At 45.2% G+C, this 17,974-nt stretch carries 14 protein-coding genes; 2 read left to right on the top strand and 12 right to left on the bottom strand.

Annotated features, from left to right (window positions below; genetic code table 11):
* On the top strand, window positions 1-1,248 hold the full coding sequence (gene chrA, locus L0U88_RS12430) for a chromate efflux transporter (protein ID WP_234866386.1): 1,248 nt from the start codon (window positions 1-3) through the stop codon (window positions 1,246-1,248).
* A gap of 74 nt (window positions 1,249-1,322) precedes the next feature.
* On the opposite strand, the gene L0U88_RS12425 is transcribed toward chrA, so the two are convergent.
* From L0U88_RS12425 to L0U88_RS12370, 12 genes are all read right to left on the bottom strand, one after another.
* On the bottom strand, window positions 1,323-2,933 hold the full coding sequence (locus L0U88_RS12425) for a tetratricopeptide repeat protein (protein ID WP_234866385.1): 1,611 nt from the start codon (window positions 2,931-2,933) through the stop codon (window positions 1,323-1,325).
* 19 nt (window positions 2,934-2,952) lie between these two features.
* Window positions 2,953-3,792 (bottom strand): universal stress protein, encoded by an 840-nt coding sequence (locus L0U88_RS12420; protein ID WP_234866384.1) that lies wholly within the window; start codon window positions 3,790-3,792, stop codon window positions 2,953-2,955.
* Window positions 3,793-3,799: 7 nt separating this feature from the next.
* A complete protein-coding gene (locus tag L0U88_RS12415) occupies window positions 3,800-5,176 on the bottom strand; it encodes an HAD-IB family phosphatase (RefSeq protein ID WP_234866383.1) in 1,377 nt (458 codons plus the stop codon).
* Between the two features lie 87 nt (window positions 5,177-5,263).
* Window positions 5,264-6,646 carry a HAMP domain-containing sensor histidine kinase gene (locus L0U88_RS12410; protein ID WP_234866382.1) on the bottom strand — a complete coding sequence of 461 codons (1,383 nt, stop codon included), beginning with the start codon at window positions 6,644-6,646 and terminating at the stop codon, window positions 5,264-5,266.
* Window position 6,647: 1 nt separating this feature from the next.
* Complete coding sequence (locus tag L0U88_RS12405) at window positions 6,648-7,337, bottom strand: response regulator transcription factor (RefSeq protein ID WP_234866381.1); 690 nt, start codon at window positions 7,335-7,337, stop codon at window positions 6,648-6,650.
* A 93-nt stretch (window positions 7,338-7,430) separates the two neighbouring features.
* Window positions 7,431-8,780 carry a TIGR00341 family protein gene (locus tag L0U88_RS12400; protein ID WP_234866380.1) on the bottom strand — a complete coding sequence of 450 codons (1,350 nt, stop codon included), beginning with the start codon at window positions 8,778-8,780 and terminating at the stop codon, window positions 7,431-7,433.
* 81 nt (window positions 8,781-8,861) lie between these two features.
* Window positions 8,862-10,640 carry a chloride channel protein gene (locus tag L0U88_RS12395; protein WP_234866379.1) on the bottom strand — a complete coding sequence of 593 codons (1,779 nt, stop codon included), beginning with the start codon at window positions 10,638-10,640 and terminating at the stop codon, window positions 8,862-8,864.
* A 45-nt stretch (window positions 10,641-10,685) separates the two neighbouring features.
* Entirely contained in the window at window positions 10,686-11,804 is a 1,119-nt protein-coding gene (locus tag L0U88_RS12390; protein ID WP_234866378.1) for a methionine aminotransferase, read from the bottom strand.
* Between the two features lie 173 nt (window positions 11,805-11,977).
* Complete coding sequence (locus L0U88_RS12385) at window positions 11,978-12,901, bottom strand: helix-turn-helix domain-containing protein (RefSeq protein ID WP_234866377.1); 924 nt, start codon at window positions 12,899-12,901, stop codon at window positions 11,978-11,980.
* Between the two features lie 27 nt (window positions 12,902-12,928).
* Window positions 12,929-13,315 (bottom strand): RidA family protein, encoded by a 387-nt coding sequence (locus L0U88_RS12380; protein ID WP_234866376.1) that lies wholly within the window; start codon window positions 13,313-13,315, stop codon window positions 12,929-12,931.
* Between the two features lie 108 nt (window positions 13,316-13,423).
* Window positions 13,424-14,506 (bottom strand): mannose-1-phosphate guanylyltransferase, encoded by a 1,083-nt coding sequence (locus tag L0U88_RS12375; protein ID WP_234866375.1) that lies wholly within the window; start codon window positions 14,504-14,506, stop codon window positions 13,424-13,426.
* Window positions 14,506-15,474, bottom strand: a complete 969-nt coding sequence (locus tag L0U88_RS12370; RefSeq protein ID WP_234866374.1) for a KpsF/GutQ family sugar-phosphate isomerase — start codon at window positions 15,472-15,474, stop codon at window positions 14,506-14,508. The genes L0U88_RS12375 and L0U88_RS12370 overlap by 1 nt, the downstream gene beginning before the upstream one ends.
* Before the next feature lie 180 nt (window positions 15,475-15,654).
* Between L0U88_RS12370 and recQ the strand changes: the two genes are divergently transcribed.
* Entirely contained in the window at window positions 15,655-17,955 is a 2,301-nt protein-coding gene (gene recQ / locus L0U88_RS12365; protein ID WP_234866373.1) for a DNA helicase RecQ, read from the top strand.
* Window positions 17,956-17,974 lie beyond the last annotated feature (19 nt).

The raw sequence follows: 17,974 nt of genomic DNA, 5'->3' as shown, positions 1-17,974 counted from the left end.
ATGGCACTGGTTAGGCATATCCCTTTTCTGAAAGCAGTTTTACTGCACAGCCTTACGGCTTTTGGCGGGCCGCAGGGCCATTTCGGGATGATGCTGAAAACCTTTGTGCATGACCGGAAGGACATCTCGCATGAAGAATTAATGGATTACAATGCTTTCTGCCAGATGCTACCGGGCGCGTCCTCCACACAGGTATTGACACTGGTTGGATATAAACGAGGTGGAGTTTCCCTGGCTATTCTAACCTTATTAGTCTGGATCCTGCCGGCAAGTTTATTGATGGGGGCACTCTCCTTTCTTTTGCGTTATTTTCATAACAAGGAACTGCAGCACGATGTATTCAAGTATGTGGCACCCATGACCATCGGCTTTCTCGCGTATGCATCCACGGTAGCGTTCAGGTTGGCTATTCACAATACAATCACCCGGGTCATCGTATCAGCCAGTGCCACCCTGAGTTTTGCCTTTTTCAAAATTCCCTGGATGATTCCACTACTCATTGTGGTAGGTGGATTTGTTACCAATCTCAGCGATCGCCGTTACCCCCAGGCTGAGGAAAACCGAAAGAAAATCAACTGGGCCAATATCTGGTTGTTTGCACTGATATTCCTGGTAGCGGGATTTCTATCTGAAACAGCACGAAAAAACGACTGGCAAAATCGTAGGCCCATCAACCTGTTTGAAAACACCTATCGTTTTGGGAGCATTGTATTTGGAGGCGGACAGGTACTGGTGGCCTTGATGTATGAACAGTTTGTGGTTCGCCCGGAGTCGGAAAAAGTGATGCAGCGAAATCCCAATGTAGTACGCATTACAAGAGATGATTTTTATACAGGTGCAGGTATTGTTCGTGCCATGCCGGGACCCGTATTCAGCATTTCCAGTTTTATGGGAGGAATTGCCATGAGCGACCGGGGTACGGGCTGGCAGGTCCTGGGTTGTATAATCGGAACTGTTGCTATTTTCTTGCCAAGTTTGTTACTGGTGCTGTTTTTCTTTCCCATCTGGAACAACCTGAAAAAATACGCCATCGTGTTTCGAGCGCTGGAAGGTATCAATGCATCGGTTGTTGGGTTTCTGATCGCTTCCACACTGTACATGCTGAAAGATATTCCTATGCCGGAATGGGCTGATCATGGCTGGATGAACCTGGCCGTCATCGTTGCTACCTGGCTCGCGCTGCATTATTCAAGGATTCCTTCTCCCGTGCTTGTAGTAGCCTGCCTGCTGCTTGGGATCCTGGTATAAAAAATGCCCCTCTTTGAAAAGAGGGGCCACACCCAAAAAACCAACCTTGCGGTTTGAGAAAACAGTTGTTATTATTATTCAGTCTTTGTTTGACCTTTACCTTCTTCAATCCATTTTTTAAGGATGTCTGCAAACTTCTGCGCATCGCTGTTATCTGGTTGTACTTCGAGAATTTTCTCGAACCAGCCTAAAGCAGCCTGGTAATCCTTGGAAACATTTGCTTCATAGGCACCCAGGTAACCATAAGCCTGGATGAGCAGACTCTTATTCTTTTCCTTATCAGTTGCTGCGATTTCCGCCACTTTTTTATAATCATTCACTGCTAAACCAAGCTCCATAGTGGTATCAATCTGGGCCAGGCTCTTTGCTTTCCAATAGTAACCATATACCTGGTCGGGATATTTCTCTGTGTACTTACCAAACACGGAATCAGCCTGGCTGAATTCAGATGCAGCATAGTGCGCCAATCCCCAGTTATAGAGATCCAGGTTATTGGGATCTTTTTTAGTTTCGAAAATTTTACCCAGCCATTTTGCTTCCTTGCTGCGATCATTGTTTTCTTTGAACATCTGGGCCATTTGCTGCATGTATTCCAGTTTGTAATTTTCAACCGTATCCATGGCAACTGCTTTTTCCCAGGCGATTGCAGCCATCGAATCCTGGTCCATTTTCTTGTACAGTTTCGCCTGCAGATCAAAATCTTTTGCTACCAGGTTGCTGTCAACTTCACGGGCGAAATACGTATTCAGCAATTCAAATGCTTTGGTTGAATCACCTTTGGCATCATAGCTGTAAGCCAGTAATTTATACAGACGGGGTTTTGCTTGCTCACCTTCTTTTTCGAGGATGGCATTGGCTCCTGAAATAGCCTCATCGTATTTAGCAGAAGCATACATGAGATCCATTTTCATGTACTGATGCTCCATGCTGGGATCTGTATTTGCAATATAAAGTTCCAGGTATTCCTTTGCCTTGTTCACATCACGGAAGTAATAGTAGTAGTACAGCTCATAATAAGCAGCTGCAAATTTGGGATCCGCTTCAATTGCCTGTTTGAAATATTTCAGGAACATATCGCTGTTCTGCTGGGTCATGTAAATTTTTCCCAGGTTGTAGGCAGCCTGTGCATATTTCTCATCTTTCAACAGCGCTTCCATATAAGCTTTGGCAGCTTCACTGCCCTGGTTGAGTTTGCGGTAAGCATCTCCACGCAAGGTGATGGCTTCTGCATCCAGGCTCTTTTCCTTGATTTCACTGATCAAGCTAAGCGCTATGTTGGCATCACCTGCTTTATTCTCTACCTGTGCGCGGGCAATGGCCTTGATCACATCTACTTCAGTTTTGCGGTTGGCATCTTTTAGAGCCTGGTCAAACTGTGCTTTTGCTTCGGCAGGTTTGTTTTCAGCCAATAGCACATTTCCATAAGCAACCTTATTCAACGGATGCGCACTTAATATATCCGAGCTTGAATTCAGCAGGGATTTTGCTTTATCAACTTTGTTGTCTTCCAGGTACACTTCAGTGAGCCAGTAATAGGCTTCTTTTTCCTGTGTCAATACCTGTTGTAAAACCTGTTCTGCACTTTGCAGCCGATCATGATACAGATGTTGTTTTGCCTCTTCAATCGACTGACCCATGGCAGAGCAGGCCATAACCGTCAATCCAGCGATCAAAATAGTTCTCATTGTTACTTTGTTTTGTATTTTATACAGCCATCACCGGAATCCGGGAGGCTGAGAATAAAAAGCGTGAAAAAATATTGTTTAAAACTCCCGGTAATTCAGCTTCCTTACCAGGTTGTACCACGATCAGATCGGCATTCACTTTTTCAGCGTATTGCAGTGTTGTATCTGCAATATTTTCACCCATTACAGGATGACATTCAATAGCCAGATCTGTATTATCTCTCAACAGCTGATACGATTTATAGAGATAGGAATTATCCTTTTCTGTTTCCCCTTCAGCATCTTCTTTCAGAGCAACCAGGTGAATCCGCGCATCATGGTATTGTGCCAGGTAACTGGCGAACATGATTTTTCGTAATGGCAGCACATTGGTTACCGGCAATACAATATTTCTGATCTGATGAATATGCGCCGATTCCGGAATGTTTAATACCGGGCATTGAATTTTACGCGCAAGCCGGTTGATATTGATCCTGCTTAAAAACTTGCTCCAGGCAAACCGGCGCCGGTGTGTAATGATAACAAGGTCAATTTCATGCCGCATAGTGAAATTGCGGATGCTGCGCTCAATGCCGCCTTCCATCACATGGCTATAGATAAACCGGCCTTTCTCCATCTGGGGAATATATTCACCCTGCATAGCCATCATGCGACTCGTAGCAAGTGCTGTCTGATCAGCTTTCACTGCAATGATCTGACTCGCATTAATGGTAATTGGCAAAACAGATGGCTGTACAATATATAGCAGGTGGATATCGCATTTCAGTTCATTCGCCATTGGCAGGATGCTATCCAGCACCTGGCGACTTTTTTCTGAAAAGTCGACTACTACCAGTATCTGTTTTAATAATTTTTCCATAGTCTGCTTAGTTGGCAAATTGCAGCACTTTAGAGAAGGCAGGCTCAGTGATCTCACCATCTGCCACAAAGCGTACCAATTCATTCGTAGTGCAGAAAGCGATACCAACACCTGCCTGTTCAATGATGCAGAGATCATTTTCCCCATCCGCAACAACCACGGAATTATCCAGGGGGATATCATAGCGATTGGAAAGATGTCTCAGCGCATTGGTTTTGCAAATAGGATGCGAGCAACTGCTTTCTTCGTTGTGATAGAAATAAGAAGGAATACGTACCTCCCCGGTAGCTTTCCCTTCAAAATATTCCAGTTGATTGGAGAGATGAAAATCTGCACCAATTCTGTTTTTTACATACTCTGTAATCAGGTGATAACTTTCACTGACAATACCTACCAGGTAACCTCTTTGTTTCAGCATGGCTACTACCGACTGAATATCATCAATCATCGGAATTTCTGCAGCTGTATGCAATAAATCGTCCATGCTGATACCTTTCAACAATAAGGATACCCGCTTGGTAAAAGCGGAAGCATCTTTTTCATGCAGACGAATCTGATCATATTCTTTTCTGAACCCGTATTTTTCTGCACAGGTTTCTATAAAACTTCCTTTTAAAATGGTATGGTCCATATCAAAGACCACCATTTTTTTCATCTGATTCACCTGGTCTTCCATTACGGATTTCATTTCTGACGAAATGAGGTTGACCAGTTCCAGTTCATTCAGATTCACCAATTCATTCTTCTGGCGCATGGCTTTCATTATGATTGCCCTGGTCACTTCCCTGCTCATTTTACCAAGGGCATGCCAGGGTTTACTTTTGTTCTCGATATGCCCGATGGCAACTTCACTGATCCGGGCCCGCATCAGGAACATATCGATCAGGATACCTATATCCACTCCGTAATCCTGAAAAAATTCAATTCTCGAAAAGAATTGTTTGCGCCCGGCGATCATCCCACTCAGCGGCTGACTGAAATGCGCCAATCCCGGATAAAAAATACTGAGCAGAGGTTTTGCAACCAGTTCCGTTACCCTGCCTGCGTTTCTTGAAAAAGTAGCTTTTACAAAATCAGCTTCATTTTCCAGTAAGGGTTGCGCAAGCAGCGTGATGGTGTCTTCCGGGTACTCTATATCTCCATCGAGAAATATCAGGCTTTCATTTCGGGCCGCCTGAATGCCTTCTTTCATGGAGATTCCTTTTCCCCGTGCAGCACTGATGATGATTTCTGCGCCAGCCTCTTTCGCAATGGCAACCGTATCATCCACAGACTGATCGTCTACCACGATCACCTGGGACACAACCGGCTGGGAGAGACAATAGGCTACTACCTGGCCGATTGTTTGTGCTTCGTTTAAAGCAGGGATAATAACTGTTACCATATTCACACAATTCTAGTCTTCAAATATGGACAGTGGGTATTAAGACCCGATTAAACACAGATTAAAAGGAAATTAAAAGGCAGTTTCTCAGCGAAACTGAGCTGCTGCGGGCAGGATTACCCGGAAAATGGTGCCGTCTTTTTCATTGCTGTTTACTTCCAGTTGCCCTTTATGCAAACTGATAATACGTTTTGCGAGTGCCAGCCCAAGCCCGAATCCCTTCTGGTGGGCACTGTGCGGAGAGCGATAAAAGGGAAGAAAAATATGTTCAATTTCTTCCTGCGCTATGATATCACCCCGGTTGGATATTTCAGTGATCAATTCTTTGTCGGTAAACTTCAGTTGTACATGACTGGTATGGTCGGGTGAATATTTACATCCGTTTTCAACAATATTTTTCAAGGCACTGAACAACAGGTCTGCATTCCCGAACACCATACATTTACTTTCATCATCCGGAAACTCTTCAAAGTTCAATTGAACCTGGTAAACAGATGAAAGTTTCTGTACTGAACCAGTCACTTTCAGTACTACTTCATCCAGGCGGATTTCATCTAACTCAATACTTCCTTTATGTCCTGTTTTGGCAATCTCCAGCAAACTTTTGGTGAGGTGCCGCATTTGCTGCACATCTTCCTGAATAGATAACATCACTTTCCTGTACTCTTCATCAGATCGCGGCTTTTGCAGGGCCACTTCCAACTGAGAAGAGATAGAGGTAAGTGGTGTTGATAATTCATGAGATGCATTCGAAATAAATCTCCGCTGAATCGTGAAGGATTCCTGCATTCTATCCAGCAATTCATTGAAGGTACGCGCGAGTTGAAAGAGCTCATCCTGTCCGCTTCCCGCATCAATGCGTTGAGAGAGGTTATGGGTAGAAATATTATCTACTTCTTCTATGATATTGGAAATAGGTTTGACAAGTTGTTTGGAGAAAACAGATCCGATCAGTATGCTGAAGAGGATACCCGCCACCATGGTAAGCGCCAGAATTTTTTTCAGATCAGATAACCACTTATGTCCGTCCGCATCATAAGCGGTTACAATGATTACAATAGGTTGCCTGACCGATTTTACATATTGCCCGAATGCATCCCGGTCGCCGATTTTAAAAGAGAGTTCATTCTTGCTGATGATCGTATTTATGACATCGTTACCAACAGTAAATTCATCCTCCGGATTTGTATTAAAAACATAAAGCGGTTTTTTATCAACCGAAAAGATCCGGATGGATTTGCGGGAAAAAAAACGTGCATTACTTGCATCAATTTTTTTCAGGAGTGCCTGGCTGGTATCACCTAAAATGGAAAAGAGTTGAGATGCATTGTGTGCTCTTCCGGATAATCGTTGTTTGAAAACAGAAGAACGCTCCAATGCCGAAAAATAATAAACAGAAAAGGAGGTTGCCAATAACAATACTGTTACCAGGATCGAAAACAGCAGGGTTATTTTGGTGCGAATGGTCAAATCAGGAATTTTCTTTTAGCACATAGCCCATACCCACCTGGGTGTGAATGAGTTTCTGTTCATAGTCGCGGTCAATCTTTTTGCGAAGGAAATTTACATAAACATCTATAACATTGGTGCCGGTATCAAAATCAATATCCCACACATTGAGTGCGATATCTGCCCTGGATACCACCCGGTTCTTATTTCGGATCATGTATTCCAGTAACTGGAATTCCTTGGCAGTTAGCTGGATGGGCTTTCCGGCACGCGAAACTTCTTTACTGTCGAGATTGATCACCAGGTCGTTCACACGCAGACTTTTACCAACCGGAGCTGCCTGTTGCGCCCGCTTGATCAATGCCCGGATGCGGACTACCAGTTCTGCAAAATCAAAGGGCTTCACGAGATAATCATCCGCCCCGCTATCAAATCCTTCAATTTTATCCTCTGTGCTGCTGAGCGCGGTTAACATCAGGACGGGCACCTGCTGATTGACGCCCCGGATATGTTGCAGCAATTCGTATCCATTCATGCCGGGAAGATTAACATCCAGGATGACCAGGTCGTAGGTTTTATTATCGAAAAACAGCCTCCCGGTATCTCCATCAGAGGCGATTTCAACCTCATATTGTTGCTCCTCTAGACCCTTTTTCAGGGTTTCGGCTATTTTCTTTTCATCTTCAACCAACAGAATACTGATGTCATGCATAATCCAGGCGGAACTTATTCACCTGTAAAATTACGCAGAAACAGGTCCCGCGACCGGCGGAGCCTAATTATAAATTGATTAAAAAGGCGGATTTCAGGGCAGGTCCGGTTCAGTGATCAGTTTAAATTTATTGGTTTTCAATCTTGCTTCCACCCAGGTTTGAAGTTGTTTGGCTTCAGGAGCAGATAGTTTGCGGGAAAATTCCAGGTAAACGAGTTGCAGGGTGTCTGATTTGTTTTCGGCTCTTTCAAAGATGGTGTTTTCGAGTGCCAGGCTGGTGATTTTGGGTTGGATGGCCTGCGCCTCCAAAAACATATTCCTCCGATCGAGCTCGGTTTCCTGGTAAAGCTTCACCTGGTTTTCCAGTTCCTGGATACGTTCCGCGTTGGCCTTAGTGAGTTCAGTACCCTGTTCTTCTTTGGTCAAACTGGCTTTTAGCTGTGCAATCCGGCCGCTGTCTGTAATTCCAATCTGTCGGATGCGGATATTGGTTCCTACCAGCTCATATTTGGGCAGGTTTAGTTTGCGTACTTCAATCAAACTATCCGGAACGATGATGCCCACATACACTAATTCGAGTGTTCGCTGGTTGGGATCAATTTTCTGACGAAGCAGGGTTGCCTCATTGAACTGCATTTCCGTGTCTATAAAACGTTGTGCATTTTTCTGGTAGATATTTTTCTGAACCTGGCGATAGGCAAAATAAATGCTGGGCAGCAGTGTCAGCATGGTCACAATCCAGATATAATTCCGGACGCGGATTCTTTCTTTGTCATTGATATAGCTAACCCTTGGAAATTTCAGGAAGCGGACAATCAGGAGAACCGACAGACTGATAAAAACACTGTTGATGATAAACAGGTAAAATGCCCCCAGGAAATAGCTCCATTGTCCGGATGCAATACCATAACCTGCTGTACAAAGCGGTGGCATCAGCGCCGTGGCGATGGCAACCCCTGGAATGACATTGCTCTTTTCTTTGCGCGTACCTGCTACTACCCCAGCCAGTCCGCCAAAGAAAGCAATCAGTACATCATAGAGGTTGGGTGAGGTTCTGGCCAGTAATTCAGATTGGGCATCACTAAGGGGACTCAACCAGAAATAAAGTGTTGAAGTGCAGATACTGATAAAAACCGCCACTGCTAAATTGCGCAGTGCTCGCTTTACCAGTTGAAAATCATTGATGCTGATACCCAGGCCAAAACCCATAATGGGGCCCATAAGGGGCGATATCAACATCGCTCCAATGATTACTGCAGTTGAATTTACATTCAGTCCGATCGAGGCAATGAAAATAGCGAAGATGAGGATCCAGAGATTGGTCCCCTTGAAATCAACATTCCGTTTGAAGGATTCAATGCTTTCATCCGGGCTCGCTGCATCTCCATGAAGATTGAACCGATCCCACAGAAACCATTTTACAAACCTTGTCGCCTTATTCATGTCGCCAGAATTTTATTAGGATGTTCGACCTTAGGATTTCATCTTCTCACGTCTCACGTCTGACGTCTCACATCTGACGTCTCACGTATACAAATCCGCCTGATTCGCCAACGCCTCCCTGTACTTCTCAAATATGATCGCCTTGGATAAAAAGCCGATAAACTCTTTTTCACTGTTCACCACAGGCAGGTACCAGCTCTGTGTAATATCCATTTTTTCCATTACTTTTTTCATGGGTTCCTCCGGCGTGATTACTGCCGGCGCTTTCTTTACATAGGTTTGGATTTTTGCCTGTGCCAACCCACTTGGATCAAATAACCGGCCCTTCAGATCATTTAACTCCACGATTCCCACAAATCGGTTGTCCTTATCCGTTACTGCAAACAGGTTTTTATTGACATTGTTAATCAGGTTGACCAGGTCAGCCAGGCTTTGATCATTGCGTATGGTAGCATATTGTTCCAGTCTGAAATCAGCTACCCGGAGCTGGCTAAGGATATTATCTTCCTTGCGGTGCGTAAATATGGATCCTTCCATGGCCAGTTGTTTGGTTTCCATGGAGTAGGGTTCAAAATGTTTTACAATAAAGAAGGAAATCGCAGATACCAGCATCAGCGGTATAAAAAGTTCATATCCATTGGTGATCTCTGCAATAAGAAAGATGGCAGTAAGTGGACAATACATCACTCCACTCAGCACACCTGCCATACCAACCAGGCTGAAATTTGCCTCGGGCAGTGTTAGCCATTTGGTATTATTCGCCAGGCGCGAAACAAAAAACCCCAGGTAGGCTCCCACAAACAGTGAGGGAGCGAAATTTCCTCCATTACCTCCGCCTCCGATGGTAATTCCAGCAGCAATAGGCTTGAGTAAAAAGATAGCGCCTGCAAACAGAAGCAGCCCCCATTCATTGATATACTCGCGACCGATAAACTTTTCCACCACACCCTGCGGGTTACCATTGGCCAACAAGCTGATGGTGTTATACCCTTCACCAAAGAGTGGAGGAAATACTGCCATAAGCAACACCAGAAAAATGCCGGCAACAATGGCACGCTGGTAAGGGCGCTGGGTTATACCAACTACTTTTTTCTCCGTGCTTTTAAATACCCTGGCGTAATAAAGAGAAACAAAACCGGATGCGAATCCCAACAGAATGTAAAAGGGAACATTATAGTAATCAAAAGCTTCCCGCAGCCGAAAATTGAATAGAATCGATTCCTGTAAAATGATGCGGGAACAAAGCGCCCCGGTAACAGCAGCAATCATCAGGGGTATGAAATAGCTGACAATGGTTTCCGTCAGCAGGATTTCAATCGCAAAAATTACCCCTGCGATAGGCGCATTAAAAACTGCCGCAATGCCTGCTGCTGCTCCACAGGCAATCAGCAAGGTTCTTTCCCTGTATTCCATCCCATGAATGCGGCCTGTATTGGAACCGATGGCAGCACCAGTTGAAACAATAGGTGCTTCCAGTCCCGCAGAACCTCCAAGGCCAACTGTAAAAGCACTGGTGACCATGTGTTTATAGGTATCCGAAAGTGGGATGAAGGAACTTTTACCTGCAATACTTCTGAGTACCATGGCAACCCCTTTCTCGATATAACCATGAAAGAAACGCTTTTTCAGGAGTACAACAATCAGCAATCCAATGATCGGGAATAACAGGTATATATAGTCGTTTTTAACCGGACGGTTGATCCACTCCTGCAGAAAATGTACAAAGGTTTTGAGTAGTACAGCAGCAAGACCTGCAATCAATCCGGTGATCACAGCCACAAACATCATGTACTGTAATCGATTGAGCCGCTGCCGCAGATAAATCAACAGAAATTTATATAGTTGTACAATTTTTTTCATGCTTCATTTTTCACATCTCACGTCTCACATCTGACGTCTCACGTCTCACACCTTCCTCAGCTTTTCCACCGCCGCTTCCAGTGTTTCTTTCTTCTTCGCAAAGCAAAAACGGATATAGGGGCTCGGTTGTGCATCCTGGTAGAAAGCAGAAACTGGTATAGTAGCAACTCCATGTTCGCGTGTGAGGTGCAGTGCAAAATCAAGATCAGGCAATTCGCTAATGGCCTCATATCCTGCACAACAAAAATAACTTCCTTTTGAAGGGAGCAAATTAAATCGCGTTAATCTCATCAATTCTATGAAATAATCTCTTTTCTCCTGCAGAAAGGAAGCCAGCTCGAGGTACGAGGAACGGTCTTTTAAATACTCCGCTATACCCACCTGTGAAGGTGTATGTACACTGAAACAATTATACTGGTGGATCTTTCTAAAGCCCTGCATGAGTTCCTTTGGTGCAACACAGTACCCGATTTTCCAACCCGTGCAATGAAAGGTTTTACCAAAAGAGAAGCAGGCAAAACTGCGCTGAAACAAATCAGGATACCGTAATACCGATTGATGGGTTTCGCCATCATAAACCAGGTGTTCATACACTTCATCACTGATTACATACAGCTCATTGCTAACTACCAGTTGCTGGAGCTTTTGCATATCTGCTGCAGACCAGATCGTTCCACTCGGGTTATGAGGTGTGTTGATGATGATGGCCCGCGTACGTTCATTCACTGCTGCCTGGATCTCTTCCCAGGGAATGGAGAAATAAGGCTGATTCAGGGAAATCAATACAGGCTTTGCATGGCTGGCCAGGATATTGGGCACATAGCTGTCGTAAGCCGGTTCCAGCACCAGCACTTCATCCCCCGGGCGGAGTATGGAAGTAAACGCGGTGTAGATAGCATAGGTTCCACCCGGAGTGATCGTGATTTCAGTATCCGGATGTACAGACTGCCCATACAGGTAATCAATTTTTTCTGCAAGCACTTCGCGTAAGGGCAGCCATCCCGCCATCGGCGCATATTGATTAAAACCAGATCGCATCGCCTGGTTAACAGCTTCCATTAAAACCGGACTCATAGGGAAATCCGGAAAGCCCTGCCCCAGATTAATGGCATTGTGTTCCTGCGCCAATGCGCTCATGGTGGTAAATATAGTTGTGCCCTGCATGCGTCAAAGATAGGGGACAAAAAAAATAGAGTCCCGTTAAGGACTCTATAAGGACCACCCTAAAACCTGCATGAAGAAGAGGTTTTGCAATCCGCTGCTAACAGACTGCGTTATGAAGATACTATGCCTCCCTCTTCAGCGTAGGGTAGTAGTATGAGTTTGTGCGGTAGTTTTTATTCATTTGGCATTTTTGCTTTTTCACGGTAGTCAGAGGGACTGATTCCCACCTGGTGCCGGAAAAATTTTGCAAAATTGGAATTGTCTTTGAAATGCAGATAATAAGCCACTTCTGCTACCGTCATATCTGTATTTTTCAACAGGGACTGTGCTTCCAGGATCAGGCGTTCCCGAACCAGCTGGGCAGCCGTTTTACCGGTTTGCTGTTTCAGCAGGTTGCTCAGATACGTGGGGTGCAGGTGCAATTCATTCGCCACATATTTCAGTGTTAGCGGCTTGTCCATCTTTCCTTTATTCAACTCAATAAAATAGGTATTGAGTGCCTGCAGGAAGTTATTGATGGTGGTATCCTTTGGTCCGCTGCGGGGAACGGTCATCTCAGACATGGCATCCTTACACTCGTACAGAAAGATATTCAGATAGTGATAGAGCATCTTGAATCTTTCCGGATGATTGGTACGGAGCAAATCATACATAGCTTCCAGCTGGCGATGTAATTTGGCCAGCTGCTCGGGTGTCGGAGAAAATAACATCCCGTTCTCTGTATGGAAATAGCGAAACTCTCTGAAAATATATTCTCCCTGCGGGTATTGAAAAATAAAATCCGGGGTAAAGAATAAGAGAAACCCGTTCCAATTATTGATGTTCATGTACTGCCGGATATGCCAGGGAGAGGTAAAATAAAGCTGGCTGCCGGTAATCTCATAGACTTCATTGGAAATACTCAGTTTGAAATCTCCCCTGGTAACGAGCCCAACTACAAATGCATTCAGCCGGAAAGGATTTCCCGTGTTATCCTGCATCCGAAGGGGAATTTCTTCAAATCGTAAAATATCAAAGTAGGGTGAATTCGGCTCCAGTGTGCTGGTATCCCGAAAAGAATCTACCAGGTTTTCGTAATAGGCAACCTGCTTTTGCATCTCTCTTGAGGTTTATTGGTTCTAATTTTAGGCAAGTATCGCTGTGGCTTCAATTTCAATCAGGTATTCAGGGGCGATCAAAGAACTTACTTCCACCATCGTGGTACAAGGCTTGATGCTTCCGAAATACTCTCCATGAGCTCTTCCATATTCTTCCCAGCGACTGATATCAGTTACATACAAACGGGTGCGGACTACGTCCTTCAGTCCGGCTCCGGCCTGCTCAAGAATGCGTGCAATCTTTTGTATGATGAAACTGGTCTGCGCATAGGCGTCATCTGCTCCCACCAGTTCATTGTGTTCATTGATGGCAACCGTTCCGGTTACCTCTATTATATTGCCGACCTTCACAGCACGGCTATACCCGACAATGTCTTCCCAGGGAGCGCCTGAGGCATAATTAAATCTTGTCATTGGATGCGGTTTATGGATAGTCCAACTGCAATGTTACTGGTAAAACAAAAATGCCACGACTTTAGCAGTCATGGCATTTTGTTAATTTTTATGAGTGGTCGAAATCGATTACAGGAATTTTTCTCCCTTCTTTCTTTTTACCTCATTCACATATTCCTTGATTTCCTGCTCTTTATTTTTCTTACAAATCAGTAATACGTCCTTAGTGTCAACTATAATATGATCATCCAGTCCCTGTAACAGCACCAGTTTATCATCCGGTACATGCACCATACACTTGGTGGCATCAATCACCACCACATTATTGCCCGCTACTGCATTTTCCAGGTAGTCCTTTTCAAAATTCTCGTAGGCACTGTTCCAGGTACCAAGGTCGCTCCAACCGAAAGATGATGGTATAACATACACATTATCAGCCTTTTCCATAATTCCAAAATCAATGGAGATATTGGTACACTGTGGATAAATGGCTTCCAGGGCTTCGGTTTCCGCAGAGGTATTGAATTTTTCCTTTTCAGCCGCAAATACCTCATACATTTCCGGAAGGTATTTCTCAAAGGCAGGCAGGATATTTTTTACCTGCCATATAAAGATGCCCGCATTCCAGAGAAACTCCCCGCTGGCTACAAAGGTTTTCGCCAGCTCCAGGTTGGGCTTCTCGGTAAAGGTTTTAACCTTATACACATTGTCAGTTATGGCATGTTGTTCAAACTGAATATAACCATACCCGGTATTCGGATGCGTTGGCTTGATTCCCAGGGTGATGAATGCATTGTGTTTATTCACAAAGCTCAATGCTTCCAGGCAAACCTTGCGGAAGGCGATGGTATCCAGTATCAGGTGATCAGAAGGCGCCACAATCAGGCTGGCCTGGGGATCCATCTGCTGGAGCTTGAAAGAAATATAGGCAATACAGGGTGCCGTATTCTTCCGGGAAGGTTCACCCAGGATATTGGCTACCGGCAAATCAGGCAGCTGGGTGGCCACGATCTCCGCATATTCATCAGAGGTAACAACGAAAATATTCTCTTTGGGAATGAATTCTGCAAAACGCTCATAGGTCCATTGGATAAGGGTCTTACCCGTATTCAGGATATCCAGGAACTGTTTCGGGTAGTTGGTACGGCTCATGGGCCAGAATCGACTTCCGATTCCTCCGGCCATAATGGCTACGTAGTGATGTTTGTTCATTATAAAAGGCCTTCTTTTATTAGGTCGTGTAAATGTAAAACGCCAAGATACTCCTGATTGGTGTCAACAACAACCAATTGCGTGATATCATGTTTGCGAAGCAGGTCCAGGGCTTCAATGGCCATGGCATCCGGACCGATCTGTTTGGGGTTGCGGGTCATGATTTTTTCTGCGCGCACACTGGTTAATTCAGACTCCTTTTCCAGCATCCGGCGCAGGTCACCATCTGTGATGACGCCCAGCACTTTTTGAGTGGAATCCGTTACCACCGTTACTCCCAGCCTGCTTCCCGAGATGGATATGATAATTTCTTTCAACACTGCATCCGGTGCAATCGCCGGCCGCTGGTTCTGCACATACAGGTCTTTCACCCGCAGGTACAGGCGCTTGCCAAGATTGCCTCCCGGGTGGAATTTGGCAAAGTCCTGCCCGTTAAATCCTTTCATTTCCATCAGGCAAACTGCCAGCGCATCGCCCATCACCATTTGTGCAGTGGTACTGCTGGTGGGAGCCAGGTTATTGGGACAAGCTTCTTTCGAAACCGTGGTATTGAGTACAAAATCCGACTGGTGCGCCAGGAAGGATTGTGTTTGTCCGACCATGCCAATCAGTTGATTACCAAAGTTTTTAATCAGTGGGACCAGCACTTTGATCTCCGGACTTTCACCACTTTTACTGATAATCAGCACGATATCATTTTCCTGGACCATACCCAGATCGCCATGGATGGCATCTGCCGCATGGAGAAAGAGTGCCGGGGTGCCGGTTGAATTGAGGGTGGCTACAATCTTTTGGGCTACAATCGCGCTTTTGCCAATTCCGCTTACTACCAGCCTGCCCTTGCAGTGGAAGATTGCCTGAACCGCCTGCGCGAAATCCTCGTTCAGATAGGCCTGTAACCCTTCCACAGAGCGGGTTTCCAGTTCAACAGTGCGACGGCCAACAGCCAGTATTTGTTCTGTATTCATATCAGGCGGCACAAAAATAGGAGATTTGGCTAAGGAGCGTTCGTTATTAACATTTTCGGGTGCTTTTCCCTCCTTATTTTCAGTAATTTCGCATCCCCCTGAAAAAAAGGGCCAAATCCACTGCTAGTTTTTCGTTAACTTATGAGGGTTCCGCTTCAAGTGAGATTGAAACTTTAAGACATGTCAACAACATCAAAATCCCGGAAAACCACCACTGCCAAGGCAGATGCTGCAAAACCGGCCAAAGCCGCCACCAAAAAAAAGGTTGCTACTAATAATAATGGAGGTCTCTCCCTTTCCGATTCTTTACAGGAGTATTTCGGATTCAATGGATTTAAAGGACAACAGGAAGCCATCATCGAAAACCTGATGTCTGGTCGCGATACTTTTGTGATCATGCCCACGGGCGGAGGTAAAAGTCTTTGCTACCAGCTGCCCGCTATGCTGATGCCGGGAGTGGCCATCATTGTATCTCCCCTTATTGCCCTGATGAAAAACCAGGTAGACCTGGTAAGAGGCTATAGCAGCAAGGATGATGTGGCGCATTTTCTGAATTCAACCCTTACTAAAAAGGAGATTCGCGAAGTACATGAGGACCTGCAGCAGGGTCATACCAAGATGTTATACGTAGCCCCGGAAACCCTGACCAAGGCCGAAAACCTGGAACTGTTCCGCGACCTGGAGATCAGTTTTTTCGCGGTGGATGAAGCTCACTGTATTTCGGAGTGGGGACATGATTTCAGACCCGAATACCGCAGGCTGCGTGAAATGATGGACGTGATCAATGACAAGATCCCGGTCATCGCACTAACAGCAACGGCTACCCCAAAAGTGCAGAGTGATATTGTGAAGAACCTCGGACTGCGGAATCCCGAGATCTTTATTTCTTCTTTTAACCGGAATAATCTTTACTACGAGATCCAGCCCAAGATCAAAAAGGATCAGACCATCCGTAGTATCGTAAAATATATTGTTCAGAATAAAGGCAAAAGTGGTATCATCTACACCCTGAACCGCAAGACCACAGAAGAACTGGCGGATGTGCTGGTGGCCAATGGTATCAAGGCAGTTGCCTATCATGCCGGATTGGATTCCAAACTGCGGGCTGAGCGCCAGGATAAATTCCTCAATGAGGATACGCAGGTGATTGTTGCCACCATCGCCTTTGGCATGGGTATCGACAAGCCCGATGTACGCTTTGTGATTCACTATAATATTCCCAAGAGTATTGAAAACTATTACCAGGAAACCGGTCGTGCTGGCCGGGATGGACTGGAAGGTCATTGTATCCTTTATTATTCGCATAAGGATGTGGCCAAGTTGGAGCACCTCATGCGCGATAAGCCTCTGAGTGAGCGGGAAGTGGGTGCACAGTTAATCAACGAAACGGTTGCCTATGCAGAGAGTGGCGTATGCCGGAGAAAAATTCTGCTGAGTTATTTCGGAGAAGAGTGGACGCAGGAAAACTGTGGCGGTTGTGATAACTGTAAACATCCGAAAGAGCAGGTGGAGGCAAAAGACAATGCCGTGAAAGTGCTTAAGCTAGTGAAGAAACTCAATGAAAGTTTTGCTACTGAATATACAGTAAATGTGATGATTGGCCGGATGACACCCCAGATTCAGATGTACCGTCACAACGGCCTGGATGAATTTGGCGCAGGCAAGGATCAGCCCGATCATTACTGGAGCACGTTAATTCGCCAGCTCTTGTTGGGAGGATACCTCACTAAAGATATTGAAGAGTATGGTGTGCTGAAACTTTCCAAAGCGGGAGAAGCATTCATCAAAAAGCCGAAGAGCTTTAAGATCGTGTTGAACAATCTCTATGAGGATGCGAATGAAGATGATGAAGAAGGTGGAGTAGAAACTGGTGGTGCAGTATCTGCTGTGGATGAGAAGCTGTTTGAGATGTTGAAGGAATTGCGTCAGAAGGAAGCCAAGAAAAAAGGCCTGCCTCCATTTGTGATTTTTCTTGAAACCTCGCTGCAGGATATGGCAACCCTCTATCCCACTACAGTGGCGGAGCTGGATAAATGCCAGGGCGTGAGTAAGGGAAAAGCTATCCGTTATGGCAAACCCTTTGTGGAGCTGATCGCGAAATATGTGGAGGATAATAATATCGAGAAGCCGGATGAGTTTGTGATGAAGAGTGTGGTGAACAAGAGCGGCCTGAAAGTTTATATCATTCAACAGACAGATAAACGCATTCCGCTGGAGACCATCGCCAAGAACAAAGAGCTGAGGCTCGATGCCTTGCTGGAAGAGATGGAAACCATCGCGGCCAGCGGCACCAAACTGAACCTGGATTACGCCATCGACGAAATGCTGGATGAATACGAACAGGAAGAGATCCTCGATTATTTCAAGAGCTGTGAAACCTCCTCTCTGCAGGTAGCGCAGGAAGAAATGTCTGATAGCAATTTCTCCTGGGAGCAGCTGAAGATTATGCGGATCAAGTTCCTTGCGCAGTACGGGATGTAATTGAGAGACTGATGTATAT

This window comes from Flavihumibacter fluminis, from assembly GCF_021491375.1.
GTDB classification, from domain to species: Bacteria; Bacteroidota; Bacteroidia; order Chitinophagales; family Chitinophagaceae; genus Flavihumibacter; species Flavihumibacter fluminis.
Note: the sequence above shows the minus strand (reverse complement) of the source record. Positions and strands in the feature narration are given on the sequence as shown.

Bases quoted from the DNA above. Each gene is read 5' to 3' on its own strand.
- chrA (WP_234866386.1), top strand. From the start codon at position 1: ATGGCACTGGTTAGGCATATCCCTTTTCTGAAAGCAGTTTTACTGCAC.
- L0U88_RS12425 (WP_234866385.1), bottom strand. From the start codon at position 2,933: ATGAGAACTATTTTGATCGCTGGATTGACGGTTATGGCCTGCTCTGCC.
- L0U88_RS12420 (WP_234866384.1), bottom strand. From the start codon at position 3,792: ATGGAAAAATTATTAAAACAGATACTGGTAGTAGTCGACTTTTCAGAA.
- L0U88_RS12415 (WP_234866383.1), bottom strand. From the start codon at position 5,176: ATGGTAACAGTTATTATCCCTGCTTTAAACGAAGCACAAACAATCGGC.
- L0U88_RS12405 (WP_234866381.1), bottom strand. From the start codon at position 7,337: ATGCATGACATCAGTATTCTGTTGGTTGAAGATGAAAAGAAAATAGCC.
- L0U88_RS12400 (WP_234866380.1), bottom strand. From the start codon at position 8,780: ATGAATAAGGCGACAAGGTTTGTAAAATGGTTTCTGTGGGATCGGTTC.
- L0U88_RS12395 (WP_234866379.1), bottom strand. From the start codon at position 10,640: ATGAAAAAAATTGTACAACTATATAAATTTCTGTTGATTTATCTGCGG.
- L0U88_RS12390 (WP_234866378.1), bottom strand. From the start codon at position 11,804: ATGCAGGGCACAACTATATTTACCACCATGAGCGCATTGGCGCAGGAA.
- L0U88_RS12385 (WP_234866377.1), bottom strand. From the start codon at position 12,901: ATGCAAAAGCAGGTTGCCTATTACGAAAACCTGGTAGATTCTTTTCGG.
- L0U88_RS12380 (WP_234866376.1), bottom strand. From the start codon at position 13,315: ATGACAAGATTTAATTATGCCTCAGGCGCTCCCTGGGAAGACATTGTC.
- L0U88_RS12375 (WP_234866375.1), bottom strand. From the start codon at position 14,506: ATGAACAAACATCACTACGTAGCCATTATGGCCGGAGGAATCGGAAGT.
- L0U88_RS12370 (WP_234866374.1), bottom strand. From the start codon at position 15,474: ATGAATACAGAACAAATACTGGCTGTTGGCCGTCGCACTGTTGAACTG.
- recQ (WP_234866373.1), top strand. From the start codon at position 15,655: ATGTCAACAACATCAAAATCCCGGAAAACCACCACTGCCAAGGCAGAT.